The sequence below is a fragment of the Microcoleus sp. T3_A4 genome (assembly GCF_036700465.1).
GTDB lineage: Bacteria > Cyanobacteriota > Cyanobacteriia > Cyanobacteriales > Microcoleaceae > Microcoleus.
Map to the genome: position 1 here is coordinate 25,534 of NZ_JAUBOY010000024.1, position 12,765 is coordinate 38,298.

Annotated in this window: 18 protein-coding genes; 13 read left to right on the forward strand and 5 right to left on the reverse strand. The window is 44.2% G+C overall.

Features of this window, described 5'->3' with window-relative positions; all coding sequences use genetic code 11:
• The first annotated feature begins 53 nt into the window (after positions 1-53).
• The 3 genes from tyrS to QUA07_RS14990 are packed head-to-tail and all read left to right on the forward strand — an operon-like array spanning position 54 to position 2,672.
• Entirely contained in the window at positions 54-1,286 is a 1,233-nt protein-coding gene (tyrS, locus tag QUA07_RS14980) for a tyrosine--tRNA ligase (protein ID WP_333326503.1), read from the forward strand.
• 42 nt (positions 1,287-1,328) lie between these two features.
• On the forward strand, positions 1,329-2,039 hold the full coding sequence (gene pyrF / locus QUA07_RS14985) for an orotidine-5'-phosphate decarboxylase (protein ID WP_333326372.1): 711 nt from the start codon (positions 1,329-1,331) through the stop codon (positions 2,037-2,039).
• A gap of 36 nt (positions 2,040-2,075) precedes the next feature.
• Positions 2,076-2,672, forward strand: coding sequence for a hypothetical protein (locus QUA07_RS14990; protein ID WP_333326374.1), 597 nt, complete (start codon positions 2,076-2,078; stop codon positions 2,670-2,672).
• A gap of 432 nt (positions 2,673-3,104) precedes the next feature.
• On the opposite strand, the gene QUA07_RS14995 is transcribed toward QUA07_RS14990, so the two are convergent.
• Positions 3,105-3,551, reverse strand: coding sequence for a hypothetical protein (locus QUA07_RS14995; protein ID WP_333326376.1), 447 nt, complete (start codon positions 3,549-3,551; stop codon positions 3,105-3,107).
• Positions 3,552-3,781: 230 nt separating this feature from the next.
• Between QUA07_RS14995 and QUA07_RS15000 the strand changes: the two genes are divergently transcribed.
• Positions 3,782-4,015, forward strand: a complete 234-nt coding sequence (locus tag QUA07_RS15000) for a hypothetical protein (protein WP_333326378.1) — start codon at positions 3,782-3,784, stop codon at positions 4,013-4,015.
• A 97-nt stretch (positions 4,016-4,112) separates the two neighbouring features.
• Here QUA07_RS15000 and QUA07_RS15005 read toward each other — a convergent pair whose 3' ends face one another.
• A complete protein-coding gene (locus QUA07_RS15005; protein ID WP_333326380.1) occupies positions 4,113-4,799 on the reverse strand; it encodes a uracil-DNA glycosylase in 687 nt (228 codons plus the stop codon).
• Between the two features lie 193 nt (positions 4,800-4,992).
• Here QUA07_RS15005 and QUA07_RS15010 point away from each other — a divergent pair, with 193 nt between their 5' ends.
• Both QUA07_RS15010 and QUA07_RS15015 read left to right on the forward strand, forming a co-directional pair.
• Complete coding sequence (locus QUA07_RS15010) at positions 4,993-5,664, forward strand: phosphoribosyltransferase family protein (RefSeq protein ID WP_333326382.1); 672 nt, start codon at positions 4,993-4,995, stop codon at positions 5,662-5,664.
• Positions 5,665-5,706: 42 nt separating this feature from the next.
• Positions 5,707-5,997, forward strand: a complete 291-nt coding sequence (locus tag QUA07_RS15015) for a hypothetical protein (protein ID WP_333074037.1) — start codon at positions 5,707-5,709, stop codon at positions 5,995-5,997.
• A 179-nt stretch (positions 5,998-6,176) separates the two neighbouring features.
• Here QUA07_RS15015 and QUA07_RS15020 read toward each other — a convergent pair whose 3' ends face one another.
• Both QUA07_RS15020 and QUA07_RS15025 read right to left on the reverse strand, forming a co-directional pair.
• Positions 6,177-6,548, reverse strand: a complete 372-nt coding sequence (locus QUA07_RS15020; RefSeq protein WP_333326384.1) for a VOC family protein — start codon at positions 6,546-6,548, stop codon at positions 6,177-6,179.
• A 60-nt stretch (positions 6,549-6,608) separates the two neighbouring features.
• Positions 6,609-7,229, reverse strand: coding sequence for a histidine phosphatase family protein (locus QUA07_RS15025; RefSeq protein WP_333326386.1), 621 nt, complete (start codon positions 7,227-7,229; stop codon positions 6,609-6,611).
• Between the two features lie 55 nt (positions 7,230-7,284).
• Between QUA07_RS15025 and QUA07_RS15030 the strand changes: the two genes are divergently transcribed.
• On the forward strand, positions 7,285-7,752 hold the full coding sequence (locus QUA07_RS15030; RefSeq protein WP_333326388.1) for a hypothetical protein: 468 nt from the start codon (positions 7,285-7,287) through the stop codon (positions 7,750-7,752).
• Positions 7,753-7,900: 148 nt separating this feature from the next.
• Here the strand turns inward: QUA07_RS15030 and QUA07_RS15035 are convergent, their stop codons facing one another.
• A complete protein-coding gene (locus QUA07_RS15035) occupies positions 7,901-8,227 on the reverse strand; it encodes a hypothetical protein (protein WP_333326389.1) in 327 nt (108 codons plus the stop codon).
• Between the two features lie 154 nt (positions 8,228-8,381).
• Between QUA07_RS15035 and QUA07_RS15040 the strand changes: the two genes are divergently transcribed.
• The 6 genes from QUA07_RS15040 (at position 8,382) to QUA07_RS15065 (ending at position 12,658) form a co-directional block, all read left to right on the forward strand.
• On the forward strand, positions 8,382-8,660 hold the full coding sequence (locus QUA07_RS15040; protein WP_333326391.1) for a hypothetical protein: 279 nt from the start codon (positions 8,382-8,384) through the stop codon (positions 8,658-8,660).
• Positions 8,661-8,699: 39 nt separating this feature from the next.
• Complete coding sequence (locus tag QUA07_RS15045) at positions 8,700-8,981, forward strand: hypothetical protein (protein ID WP_333326393.1); 282 nt, start codon at positions 8,700-8,702, stop codon at positions 8,979-8,981.
• Positions 8,982-9,297: 316 nt separating this feature from the next.
• The gene (locus tag QUA07_RS15050; protein WP_333326395.1) at positions 9,298-10,125 is read left to right on the forward strand and encodes a PHP domain-containing protein; all 828 of its coding nucleotides are present in this window, start codon (positions 9,298-9,300) and stop codon (positions 10,123-10,125) included.
• Positions 10,126-10,322: 197 nt separating this feature from the next.
• A complete protein-coding gene (locus QUA07_RS15055) occupies positions 10,323-10,532 on the forward strand; it encodes a CsbD family protein (RefSeq protein ID WP_006632574.1) in 210 nt (69 codons plus the stop codon).
• Positions 10,533-10,826: 294 nt separating this feature from the next.
• Positions 10,827-11,795 (forward strand): hypothetical protein, encoded by a 969-nt coding sequence (locus QUA07_RS15060; RefSeq protein WP_333326397.1) that lies wholly within the window; start codon positions 10,827-10,829, stop codon positions 11,793-11,795.
• Positions 11,795-12,658, forward strand: a complete 864-nt coding sequence (locus tag QUA07_RS15065; RefSeq protein ID WP_333326399.1) for a DUF1822 family protein — start codon at positions 11,795-11,797, stop codon at positions 12,656-12,658. The genes QUA07_RS15060 and QUA07_RS15065 overlap by 1 nt, the downstream gene beginning before the upstream one ends.
• The last annotated feature ends 107 nt before the right edge of the window (positions 12,659-12,765 follow it).

The following is a 12,765-nucleotide window of genomic DNA, read 5'->3' on the forward strand; positions in this document are numbered from 1 at the left end:
TTATGCGTCAACCAGTGAGTGTAACTAATTCTGCTGCACTTTGGCAAAATAATATGATGGACGATCGCTCCCCGATGATAACTCCTAACCTTTCAGCGCTTTACCGCGGCGTCAGCGAGATTTTTCCAGATCGACCTGATTCTAGCAACCCTGACGAAAATTTAGCCCAACTGCTGGCAAAAGTCGATCGACCTTTGCGCGTCAAACTGGGAATTGACGCCACAGGGGCGGACATTCACTTGGGACACAGCATTTGCTTCCGCAAGCTGCGGGCTTTTCAAGATGCCGGTCACACAGCGGTACTGGTCATCGGAGATTTTACCGCGAGAATTGGCGATCCGACAGGAAAGTCCGAGATGCGAAGCCAGTTGACGGCCGAACAAGTGGCGGAAAATGCCAAGACTTATTTAGACCAAGTGCGTCCGATTCTAGATTTTGACACGCCCGGACGTTTGGAAATTCGCTATAACTCCGAGTGGTTGTCAAAATTGGACATGGCGAAGATTTTGGAACTGCTAGGCACGATGACGGTGCAGCAGATGCTCGCTAAAGAGGGATTTGATAACAGGATGCAGCAGGAAAATGCGATTTTCCTGCACGAGTTTCTGTATCCAGTCATGCAGGGTTACGATTCAGTAGTCTTGCAAGCTGATGTGGAGTTGGGCGGAACCGACCAAAAGTTTAATATTGCGGTGGGAAGAGATTTGCAGCGGCATTTTGGGATGAAACCGCAGTTTGGTTTGCTGATGCCGATTTTAATCGGGACTGACGGCGTGCAGAAGATGTCGAAGTCTTTGAATAATTATGTGGGTTTGTCGGAAGATCCGCTGACGATGTATTCTAAGTTGGAGAAAATTGCCGATACTTCGATCGCCCAATATTTTGAACTATTGACAGATTTGCCACTTGATGAATTGCCCGAAAATCCGCGAGAAAAACAGAAACTTTTGGCTGTGGATGTGGTGCGCCAGTATCGCGGTTCGGAAGTGGCGGAACGCGCACAACAAGATGCAATTGCCCTGGTTAAAGGTGCTGCGGGACAAGCTGATGCTGTGGCGGAGTTTTCTTTGGCAAGTGTGCAGTTTCCGGCTAAGTTGTTTTATATTCTGAGTGCTAGCGGGCTTTGTAAAAGCAGCGGTGATGCGCGGAAGTTGATGCAGGGCGGTGGGGTGAAGTTGGAGGGCGATCGGGTTTCTGATGTTAATCTTACTTTTGAATCACCTGCTGATTTATGCGGTAAGGTTTTGCAGGTTGGGAAGAATAAGTTTGTGCGATTGGTGTCTTGAATCTCTTTTTTAACCGCAGATGAATACTGAAGATGAACGCTGATGAACGCTGATAACCGAATTATTGTTGCTTTGGATGTTTCGAGTCAAGAAGAGGCGATCGCACTTCTGGACAAACTGCCGCAAGTATCTTTCTGGAAAGTGGGTTTGGAACTGTTTGTGAGTTCCGGGCCGGGGATTTTGGAAATTTTAAAACAGCGGGAAAAGCGGATTTTTCTCGATTTGAAGTTTCACGATATCCCGAATACTGTGGCTGGTGCTTGTCGGGCTGCTGCTAAGTACAATGTGGATTTATTGACTATCCATTCTACTTGTGGTAAAGATGCTTTGAAAGCGGCACAGTTGGCTGTGACTGAAGGGGCGGCGGCTGTGGATAAACCGAGTCCTAAGTTGATTGCAATTACTCTATTAACGAGTTTGAATTCGCGACAGTTGGCTTTTGAGTTGAAAATACCTTTGGAGTTGCCGGAATATGCTTTGCACATGGCATTGTTGGCTAAGGAAACGGGTTTAGCTGGTGCTGTTTGTTCTCCCCAAGAAGTGGAACAGTTAAGAATGAGTTGCGGGGATGATTTTCTGTTAGTTTGTCCCGGTGTGCGTCCGAAATGGGCCGATGGAGGCGATCAAAAGCGATCGATGACTCCAAAGGCTGCTTTGAAAGCTGGTGCGGATTATCTGGTGATTGGGCGCCCGATTACTGCTGCGGATGATCCGGCGGCGGCTTTTGCGCGGATTTGTGAAGAGTTGGGATAAAAATAGGAATGTGTTTTTTACCGCCTATAAACGCCGATGAACGCCAATAAAATTTTATCTGTGTTCATCTGTGTTTATCTGCTGATATCTGCGGTTGCCACTCCGACTTTTGCAGTTATTTTTATGACAAATCATACTAACAGTATCAATGCCAGTCGGTATGATTTGTTAGTGCGATCGCCCTGTCCGGCTGATTTAGAAACTTTGGTCGATCGCCTGTTGCAAGATTTGCCGAGTTATGCTAATCGCGTTATTGTGCGATCGCACTTTTCTTCTAACAAAAACACACCGTCCGGTTACGCGCTGCCTCAAATAATTTTAGCGGGTCGCCCGGAGTTTGAACCGCTACCTTTAAATTTGGAAGATGCGCTTCCTGAAAATGCCAGTCAAGTTTTCATTACTACTTTGGAACGGCAGTATCGCGGGGGACAACGAGTTGAAATTCAGCAATATCATTGGTTATTTTTCGCTAAAACGGAGAACGGCTGGGAGTTGGCAAAAATCGTTTCTCGGTTTGGTACTGCGGCGAATATTCGTCCTTTATTAAGTCAAGATAGTGCCAGCGAAATTGCTGAGGCTATTCGTTTGTGGTTGCGCGATTGTCATGCAAAAAATAAGTTGTCCGGCAACTAAATTATATTTTTGTGTGGGCGAGATGCCCACCCCACATGAAATAATTTTTATTGTAGAACAGGCATCTTGCCCGTTCCGGACAGAAAATAATTTTATTGTGGAACAGGCATCTTGCGGTTGGTTGTGGGTTGGGGTCTAATTAACAGTCTGGATTGGAGCGGCTTCATGTCTTTTGTTAGTTCTAGCCCTTGGGTTGGAGTGCCGATGGTTGTACGACTTATACCTGTGTCATTACTGGTACCTCTTTTTTTAATAACACCTTTTTTTATAAAATCTAGTATAATTTCCGCTATTAATAAATCACGAGGTGGAAATAGATAAGTTGGAAATTCCGAAGATGTTTGACCTTCTCAATTAGGAAATACTCAATTCTAAATCAAAGGATAACCCCTCAAAAGTACATTGTGACCTAAGAATTTATCTTCATGGTGCTCAGTATTTCAGCGTTTTCTTGACTCCGAGTTTGCTTGGCTCAAAGATAGAGACCATTCGACAGAATTTATGGAATACTGTGTAATACTCTTCCCCCCTATCAAGATCGTGCCAAAATCTTTGGCTGTGCATTGCTTCTCTTGCATAATAGCCAAATGTGTACAGTGCAATTTCCTTTTTCATTATACCAGACATAATCATAAAGTAAATCTCTTCCAAAAAGCAGATAAATACCTCTTTTTCCTGTTTTGTGACTGATATGCTGCTAGAGCTATCATGCAAAAGCTCACAGACTTTCTGGATTGACTCGTTCTCATCGAATCTTTTGCTCATCTCATGAAACTTCTCATATCTACTTATCCTATTGAGCTCTACGAACTCAAGAATGCCTTTCACAAAAGCTAGGATTCCTATTAGTCCACCAATAGCTTCAATAAAGTTTTTCATGATTATATATCAAGTGGGAAGAGATGATAATTATTCCCTATAATACTGCAATACTCCGGACAGTTCTTGGAACGATACTACAAGCTTACGCGGGGCAAGGATCGTAAAAAAGTCGAATTAAATGTAAGTCAGGGGTGGAGCTGACATTGATTTAATTATCCACAGTGGCTCAAAGTCAAGCGAGCATAAGCCATTGGGCCATATAAAAACTGTCCCGACTATTGATACTGATGATCGGCAAAAAAGTCATGGTGGGGTTAACCAGTATTTATACTCATCGCAAAAATGACACGCTCCCCATCTTGCGGGCGGGTGAGACGCCCAACCCCTACTCCCCACATGAAATAATTTTTATTGTGGAACAGGCAAGATGCCTGTTCCTGACAGAAAATAATTTTATTGTGGAACAGGCAAAATGCCTGTTCCTGAAAGAGGTATCAGAAAATCCACGAATTTTCGGTTGAGGGATTTACCGTGGGGGGCGGGTTTACGAGAGAGATTATCTGTTTTAGGCAATTATTGTTGGTGAAACCCGCCCATACAAAGCACAAACAAAAAATATTATAATTGCTCGTTGAATTCGTCTAATTTAGCCTTGATTAGTTGCATATCTTGCCACATAAACCATTTCGGAGTTTCCGGTTCACGGGAGGGATTTCGCAACAAGTATGATGGGTGAAAAATCGGCATACACAAACGATTTTCCCATTCAATCCATTGACCTCGGATTTTACTTATCGGCCGCTTGTCGCTTAGCAAACCTTTGAGGGCTGTTGCACCGGTTAATAAAATAATTTTGGGGTCTAAGATGCGGATTTGTTCGAGCAAGTAAGGTTTGCAAGCTTCGATTTCTTTTGCTGTCGGAGGGCGGTTGTTGGGAGGGCGACATTTGATGACGTTGGCAATGAATACGTCGGTTTCTGCACTCAATCCCACGGATTCTAAAATCTTATCTAACAGTTTGCCCGATCGCCCGACGAAGGGCAATCCGGTTTCATCTTCGTTTTGTCCGGGCGCTTCTCCCACAATCAAAATTGAGGCTTGAGGATTGCCGCGCCCGATGACGGCGTGAGTGCGCGTATTGCCTAATTCGCAGCGGTGACAGCGGTTGCAGTGCTCGCCGATTTGTTCCATATTTTGATAAGTGCCGGGAGGAATGGGAATTTTGGCATTTGCTGGTATTGAGTCTGTTTGGAAAGTGGCACTTTGATTGTTGTCAAAAAGGCTGAGTTGCAAGTCGCTGGACATAAATTTTACAATTAGGGAGATATTTTCGAGTCTAGAGTTTATAGTTTAGATCGGGTTTGGTGATTTGAGATTGGCTAAAAGCTTGTGTGCGATGCTGTCGATTCCCTACGGGATAGCTACACTCGCGCGTACAATCTCCAATTAACACTGGCACAATCTCCAATTGTTTGGTTGAGCTCGTACAGGCAAAAATATGTTCTCTAACCCGTTTTTTGACGATCGCGCCGATGCTGGCGAAAAACTGGCCGAGGCAGTTGTGGACGAGTTCGGCAAGTTGAGTTTAATGACACAGAAGGCGCTGAAACCGATTGTTTACGCCTTGCCACGCGGGGGTTTGCCCGTTGCTGTGCCGATTGCGCGTCGCTTGGGCTGTCCTTTGGATGTGGTTGTTGCCAAGAAAATTACTCGCCCAGATAATTTAGAATTGGCGATCGGGGCTGCAACTGCTGATGGTCACGTCCTCTGGGAAAAGCAAAAGCAGCACAATTTACGCTTGCAAAAATCAGCATTGCCCCTGGCTCAAAATAATGCTCAATCTCTGCTGGCAGATTTGTCTCCTGGACGCCCAAATATCAGCGCGGCTGGGGCTTTGGCGATTTTGGTAGATGACGGCATTGCTACGGGGATGACGATGGCTGTGGCCGCTAAGGCTTTGGAGTCGCAGCAACCGCTGGCTTTGTGGATTTGCGCGCCTGTCGCTCCGGCAGATTTGATGGGATTTTTGGCCCCGATGGCCGATAAGTTGATCGTTTTGGAGACTCCTCACCCTTTTTACAGTGTCAGTCGCTTTTATGGGCAATTTCCGCAGGTTGAGACGGCGGAGGCCTTAAGGTGTTTGCAGCAACAAACTGAATGGCGATCGTAGGTTAAGCTAGAAGGCTAAATCCAAAAGCTCGATCGCTAAAACATGAGACCTTGGCAATATTGGTTGGACACTTTGATTCTGTCTACTCAGCACAATCCGCCTCGCTTTGTTGAGTTGGTGATGTTGACTTTGGCGATGATTTTGCTCGGGCTGTGGAGTGTAACATTGCAGTGGCAATATTTAACGCTGTCTTTGAGTTATATAATTGGTTCGTCTTTTTCAATTTTGGTGCGGGAATACCTCGGCCCGCGGCCTCAATTTCAGCTAACTCACCTGACAGCCTTGCTGTTATTAATTATCAGTTTTTATAGTTTTGCTGAACTGATTAGATAGTTAAGGGAGTTGGGATTTGTAGAGGCGGGTTTTACAATGTCATTAGCGGGTTGTGAACTGGATGTTTTTTTGAACGAACCGTGAAGACGTGTTAGGCGAAGCCGCGCGTAAGCGCTAGGACGCGAAGGAAGAGAAGAGAAGATCGAGAGTTCACAAATTATTAGCCATCATCCTACATTCTAATGGGATTGATGCAAAATTATGCGGTTCCCGGCAGGATCGAAGGCATAGATTTCTAGACCGTGAGAAGCTTTGATAATTTCTCCTGCGGGCGGATATCCTAAAGCCCAAATTCGGGCGATCGCAGTTTCGATATCGCTGACTTCCAAACACAGACTCATGCCTGTTTTTGCTCGATTTGCAAATTCCGATTTGTGGGAATCTTTGGGTTTGAATATGCCGAGTCTTAAGCCGGGGAGTTGAAATTCAGCATAAGTATTGGGAATGTAAGAGTTTGGTTCTATGTCGAGAAATTTTGTGTAAAATTTAACGAGAACTTCCTTATCAAGGTCTGCTAAAGTCACTAGGGCGGCGCTGTATTGGAAACTCATATAAATTGGTAATTGGTAATTGGTAACGGGATATTGATAATATTATAACTTTCTATCTATTTAAAATCCTTCAATTCGTCCGACTATTTGGATTTTACCTTGTGGAGATCCTTTGAGAATCACAGCTTCGCCGCTTTGCGGTACAATATCAGTAATCGCGGTAATATTTACTTGATGAGTTACCATAACAATCGCGCCTTTCGTGTTTCGATTGTCAACAATTAATTTGCGGAGTATGGCTGTTTGTCTGGCTTCTTTGCTGCTGTCGCTAAAGAACGAGTTCAGTGCTGGGAACGGTTCGACTTGGCCTATATTTATCAGTTTTGCTGTTTCCAAACACCGACACCACTGACTCGATAAAACTCTGGCAACTTTGATGTTGCGATTGCGAAATTCGGCTCCAATTTGCTGGGCTTGGGTTCTTCCTTGTGCTGATAAATTGCGCTGGGTGGAACAGTCGCCTAACTTAAAGTTAGCAGGATCTCCCGTACCTGGGGCGATCGCGTGTCGCATTGCTACCACCAACCCCGTCTCATCCCGCTGCAACAATTGCCACCCTGCTTGAGTTTGCGCGTTGGTTGCTGCGTCAGAACTTGCAGTTGCAGTAATTAAGCAGATCGACAATACTAAAGCTAGCGACCGGAAAAACCATTTCCAGTTAAGGTAAATCCGTGCAGCCATTGTTGCAGAAGTTAGGAATTAACTTATCATATTATAATACAACAAATATTGCTCTATGGAACTCACCAATTTTATTGCTCTGTCTGTCATTATTGCCCTCGTGCTGGGGATTGGGTTTGGAACAATGACTTGGGCTTACTTCGGCAATGGCAGCATTTCTGTACTCTTTAAAGAACCAATTTTAACTTACCCAGAATTTCCAGATACCGACAGCGGCAGTAAAGCTTCCGTTTATTTTCAACAAGGAATTGAGGCTTATCAGTCAGGAAAGTACCGCAAAGCAAAAGATAAATTTACCTGCGCTGTAGAACAAGTTTCAACTTTAGCAGAAGCTTACCACAATCGTGCATTGGCTTTTGCAAATTTGCGATCGGATGAGGAGGCCGTTGCAGACTTGATCCGTGCCAGCGAATTATACCAACAGCAGGGGGCTGGATTTGCGATCGACACGATTAAACAAAATCTGGCAGCCTTGAAGCAGCGCAAATTAGAACGAGAAAAACAAAAAGCAGTAGCGACATAAATTATTATGTTGGGCCAGTGTAACTCAACCCAAACCTAGAGTTTTGGTCGGAAAAACCCGGTTTCTTGAGTGTGGTTGGGAGAAACCGGGTTTGTTTACAAAATTTTTATTAAAGGTGAAAATCAAGATTTAAGCTTCTCCCGATCGACTAAATTTTTCTGGCATCTTCTATTTGGTCGATTTGAGAAATCATCATTTCTCGGCTAGGTGCCACAACTCGATAATTAGTAATGGGATCGTAAGCTTCCCATTCTTGAGTTACTTCGCTGTCTTGCCACAAAAACCATTCCCGGTAAATTTCGCCGTCATCAATGTCGCCGCACAAGGGCAGCCAATCATCTCCTCCCAAGCTCTCAAAATCTCCTCCTACTAAGTCAATCCAAGCTGTAAGGATACAAGAGTCAATAGCATTATTATTAACAGTGACTGCGTTAGAGTGAAGAGAAGTTTCGGGAAAACAAAGTGTGGATTTCATAAGCTGTACCTGAATGTTATGTTATTAATTTATAAAAAAATCCTCTACGGCGGTGACAGCAGAATGCCGCTATCTCAACCTCCACAGTTCCCACCTCGAAAAACTTTGACACCCCAAGCGCTCAAATGCCTCTGCTGTAAGACTTGAGACCGCTTTGAGTCAAGTCGCTACAGAGGCTAAATTGAGCCACTTTGCCAACTGGCATAGAAGAAAGCCCGATCGACCAAATATTGTTGGCGAAGGCTCTCGCGCATTGAGGAGCAAAGACAGCGCGACTGCCAATTGTATACTGGGTAAGTTGGCGAGTTTCCGTACAGTTTTTGTGATAAAATTAGCAGCAAGCGAACTTTCATACCGACAGCCCGGTTTGGTCAAAAGCTTTGCCACGAGCTTTCCAAACGTGGTGCGATCGCCAGTTTTGATTTATTGTTAATTTTGCCAAGTCCCGATCGACTATTAGGGGAAAAAAATTATGGAAGCAACCAACCAAGAAGGAATTATCAATCTGACAATCCACTATACCAACGGCAAACAGCAACACTTCCAGTTCATTGCGCCAGAGGGAACAGTAGGAGAGCAAGCCACTTTAGGCACTCGCCTGCACAAAATGTTGACGGCAGACCCGATAATTCTCGAATTGGCAGATAAACTGGTAGTTATCCCAGTTCACAACATACAAAGTATTGAAATATCGCCGGTTCCTCCCAAATTGCCAGAGGGTGTCCTTTACCCAATGCGAGAAATCAAGAAATAGCTAAGCTGTTCTCCATCCAAATTCAACGGAAAAGGCGGGCTGAATACCCATGTCATCCAGAATTTGAATAAGCATAAGTGTACAAATTAAAGGCGCAACTATTTATTACAAATAACGATAAAAATAAAAAAAATGTTGCTGGCCGTGAAACCAGTTCTGAAAAAAAATGCAACAGTAGACAAACTCTCAACCCTTATATCATCACTCATTCCCAATCTAAAATCTAAAATCTAAAATCTAAAATAGTATGACGATATATGTCGCGTGAGTGAGGGGAATAATTGCAGATTTCGCAGACTTTAACTAACCAGAAAAAATGCTAGAGCTCCACTGTCACACCACTTATTCCGACGGCACTCTCACCCCTGCCGAACTCGTAGCCGCCGCCGCGTCTTCGGGGGTTCGCGCTTTGGCCGTCACGGATCACGATACGATGTCGGGGTGGGATGAAGCCTTCGCCGCCGCTGCTTTGTACGATATCGAAATAGTCCCCGGACTCGAACTCAGTACAGTTCACAACGCCCGTTCCCTGCATATTTTAGGTTTTTATCCCGATGCAAATAAGTTGCGCGTTCCTTTGAACGATCGCCTGGAAGGAAGGTTTCGCCGATCGCAGGAAATGGTCGAAAAATTAGCAGCAATGGGATACGCGATCGAACTGCCAAAAACATCCCCAGGAATGGCACCGGGACGGCCTCACATTGCCTCTGCACTTGTAAAAGCCGGTCACGCGAAATCATCGCGGGAAGCATTCGATCGCTGGCTGGGAGATGACGGCCCGGCTTATGTTCATTACGAGAAATTCTCGATCGTCGAAGGCATTGATTTACTGAAAAGTTGCGGCGCAGTACCAGTTTGGGCTCACCCTTATTTATTTCGCGGTGGCGCTGTTGAGGAAGTCTTAAAAGAATTAGTAGATGCGGGTTTAATGGGAGTTGAAGTATACCATCCCAGCCACAGTTCCAGCCAAATCCAAAAGTTGAAAGATTTGTGTCTTCATTACGGTTTGCTGGCAACTGGTGGCAGCGATTATCACGGCCCAGATCCTGAAAGGAAAGCAGCAGATAGCACCCAATTGAATATGCTGCATTTGCCGTTAGAATTACTGGAACCGATTAAGGTTGCTGCGGCGAGTTTGAAATAGTTTTTTAGGACGAATTTTGCCGACTTATACAGTTGTCAAAAAAAATCCTTGGCTTTTTTAGTGACGAGTTTGCCGCAAGTAAATCATCAGCAGAAGACCGAGGTCAAGCAGAATATAAATTAATATGAAGTTAAAGGTAATTGCAGGCGAGTTGATTTTACAATTTTAGTATAGCAACTTGCCAAACGGAGCTTATCATGAGTACAGAAGACAGAGCGAAGGCGATCGGCAAAAATTTAGAAGGCAAAGCTCAGGAAATTTTCGGTAATATTACGGGCAACAGAAAAGACCAGGTTGAAGGCAAAGCCAAACAAGCCGAAGCTGCCGCCCGCCACGCAGCAGAAGATGCTAAAAATGCCGTGAAAAATCTGGCAGATAAAGCGAAAAGGTCGATCGACAAATTGTAGAAACCGCGCTATACCCAATCCTGGCTAATAGAATTCGCTTCATATCAAATCCTTTGCTATCAATAGGGTTTGATATGATTTATTTTTGGAATGTGCATAAACTGAGTGACTCCTGCGATATCTCTTCAAAAGCGCAATGGAGAAGTCCCTATAATTGTTAATTTTACACCGGATTAATTTCGTAGTAAGGACTGAACTCCTTATCGCATTGCCTTTACGAAAAATTTTTGCTCTATTCTGCATAAAGCCGCCAAAACCTGCGATATCAGAGTATCAACACGCAAAAACTGGACTATGACGAGACATGATACCCCCGTCGAAGCCTTAGCAGGTTTAGTTCCTGTAGCGGCAAGTTTCAACTTGTTGCTTCCACCCACGGGTTGGGAACTCAAACCGATTTCCTTGAGTTTGTTATTGCTGGCACGTTACAGCGCTATTTTCCCTGGGATAATCGAATTATCTCGATGTCATCCGAACGTGCCTGTGAACACCGACGAACAGTTACGCCAACTTCTACAACTCTTGAAAGACTCGCAAGAGGGTAGTAAGGAAAAAGAAAGACTCAAAAATCAATTGTGCCAACTCATTCCCCATTTGCCCGGAATTCGCAAGCATCCTTATCCTAATATTGATTTAGAGGAAATGATGCAGGAAGCTTCTTGCGGTTTTATCAAAACGCTTTCGGCATTTTTGCGGGGAATTGACCTCGACAATCTCGCTGCTGATGTTTTGCGAACCCGAGTGGTTCAGCGGTTCAATAAAACTCTCAAGAACAAAGTCTATGACCAATATCGCCGGATGCAGCAACAGATTTTTACTGTTAGTTTTGATACTCCGATTACGAGCAACCCCGGTGAAGAATTTGAGGCTCAACAACCGATAGACGATACCACAAAAAATGGGATTGAGCAACTCATCGAGAGAGAACAAGCTCACAATAAGCAGCGCATCGGCCGCAAACTATGGCAGTGTATTGAAGACGATCCGACGGGAGAACTGCGAAACAGTTATCCCAATGAAAAAATAGATAAGACTCAGCCAAACACTCCCGAAAATCGTCGCCCTCGACCGGATGCCAATTGTCACATACTGGCAGTGCGATTGCTGCTGAAAGACCCTCCTGATAAATTATCGGTAATTGCCAGAGAGTTAAATATTGACTATCAAACTCTCAACTCTCACTGGAAAAGAACAGGTTTTGAACTCGTTAAAGAGATTGGCAATAGAATTGCTAAAGAATGTGGATATCAACCGGAGGAATAATGGTGAATAGCATGGATACTTATTTGTTACAAATTCCTCTGGAGCAAAGTGCCCGCAATTTTGCTCTGCAATTTGCTTCAGAGCAAGCTAATCCGCAAAAAGGCAAGCGGGTTTATTTCAATACCCTGGCGGTTTGGGCGGTTAACTATTTTTTGGAATGGATGGAAATGGAAACTGATATTGATGGTGGTGATAGTTGGAATCCAGCAATGCGGGCGGTTTTGGATGTCGGCGATTTGGTTTTGCCGGGGATTGGCAAGATAGAATGCTGTCCGGTTCAGCTTGGAGAATCGGCGATTTCTCTGCCGGAAGTGCGAGGAAACCGCATTGCATATATCGTCGTTCAGTTTGCCGAACCTTTCGATAAGGTGAAACTTTTGGGCTTTATTCCGGCTGTGGAAATTCATGATGAAATTCAAGAGATTTCTCTAACTAATCTCAAACCAGTTGAGGAATTGTGGGATTATTTGGATCGGATTGAGTTGGCAATTCCGCTGTTGCAAAATGAAATTGAAGAGTTGCTATCTGATTTGGGAGAAGATGACCCCGTACAAGCACAAGTTCGGGAGAAATTGCAAAACAAATCTATTTCTGAAATTGTGGCAATTTTGAATAAAGTTTTGCACAGTAGTGAGAAATCTGACTGGGGATATGAAGGAGGGAAGGCTTTAGCGGGAAGTGGTTCTAGCAGTGGAGGTTTGGGAAATAGAGATATATCTTTCTCTGGTGATAAATCTTCACCTGTTGAGAAAGCTTCAGATATTGAGGAGGATGTGAAAGCGGAACTGAATCTGATTGCTGAAGATTTGTTGGAGAAGTTAGCTGAAATTTGGGGAGATGGTGATGATTTTGCCTTGTCCTAAATCTACCATGTCCCAGAAATTTGGATAAATTTCCATGACTTGTAGATACTGTCTTGACCTGTCAAGGGGTATCTACAACATTCCCAAGACAAATATCTATAATTTTT

Excerpts from the sequence above, each read along its gene's own strand:
- QUA07_RS14995 (WP_333326376.1), bottom strand. The coding sequence starts at position 3,551 with ATGAAAAACTTTATTGAAGCTATTGGTGGACTAATAGGAATCCTAGCT.
- QUA07_RS15035 (WP_333326389.1), bottom strand. The coding sequence starts at position 8,227 with ATGAAATCCACACTTTGTTTTCCCGAAACTTCTCTTCACTCTAACGCA.
- pyrF (WP_333326372.1), top strand. The coding sequence starts at position 1,329 with ATGAACGCTGATAACCGAATTATTGTTGCTTTGGATGTTTCGAGTCAA.
- QUA07_RS14990 (WP_333326374.1), top strand. The coding sequence starts at position 2,076 with ATGAACGCCAATAAAATTTTATCTGTGTTCATCTGTGTTTATCTGCTG.
- QUA07_RS15055 (WP_006632574.1), top strand. The coding sequence starts at position 10,323 with ATGAGTACAGAAGACAGAGCGAAGGCGATCGGCAAAAATTTAGAAGGC.
- QUA07_RS15025 (WP_333326386.1), bottom strand. The coding sequence starts at position 7,229 with ATGGCTGCACGGATTTACCTTAACTGGAAATGGTTTTTCCGGTCGCTA.
- QUA07_RS15010 (WP_333326382.1), top strand. The coding sequence starts at position 4,993 with ATGTTCTCTAACCCGTTTTTTGACGATCGCGCCGATGCTGGCGAAAAA.
- QUA07_RS15060 (WP_333326397.1), top strand. The coding sequence starts at position 10,827 with ATGACGAGACATGATACCCCCGTCGAAGCCTTAGCAGGTTTAGTTCCT.
- QUA07_RS15000 (WP_333326378.1), top strand. The coding sequence starts at position 3,782 with ATGATCGGCAAAAAAGTCATGGTGGGGTTAACCAGTATTTATACTCAT.
- QUA07_RS15045 (WP_333326393.1), top strand. The coding sequence starts at position 8,700 with ATGGAAGCAACCAACCAAGAAGGAATTATCAATCTGACAATCCACTAT.
- QUA07_RS15005 (WP_333326380.1), bottom strand. The coding sequence starts at position 4,799 with ATGTCCAGCGACTTGCAACTCAGCCTTTTTGACAACAATCAAAGTGCC.
- QUA07_RS15065 (WP_333326399.1), top strand. The coding sequence starts at position 11,795 with ATGGTGAATAGCATGGATACTTATTTGTTACAAATTCCTCTGGAGCAA.
- tyrS (WP_333326503.1), top strand. The coding sequence starts at position 54 with ATGATGGACGATCGCTCCCCGATGATAACTCCTAACCTTTCAGCGCTT.
- QUA07_RS15015 (WP_333074037.1), top strand. The coding sequence starts at position 5,707 with ATGAGACCTTGGCAATATTGGTTGGACACTTTGATTCTGTCTACTCAG.
- QUA07_RS15020 (WP_333326384.1), bottom strand. The coding sequence starts at position 6,548 with ATGAGTTTCCAATACAGCGCCGCCCTAGTGACTTTAGCAGACCTTGAT.
- QUA07_RS15050 (WP_333326395.1), top strand. The coding sequence starts at position 9,298 with ATGCTAGAGCTCCACTGTCACACCACTTATTCCGACGGCACTCTCACC.
- QUA07_RS15030 (WP_333326388.1), top strand. The coding sequence starts at position 7,285 with ATGGAACTCACCAATTTTATTGCTCTGTCTGTCATTATTGCCCTCGTG.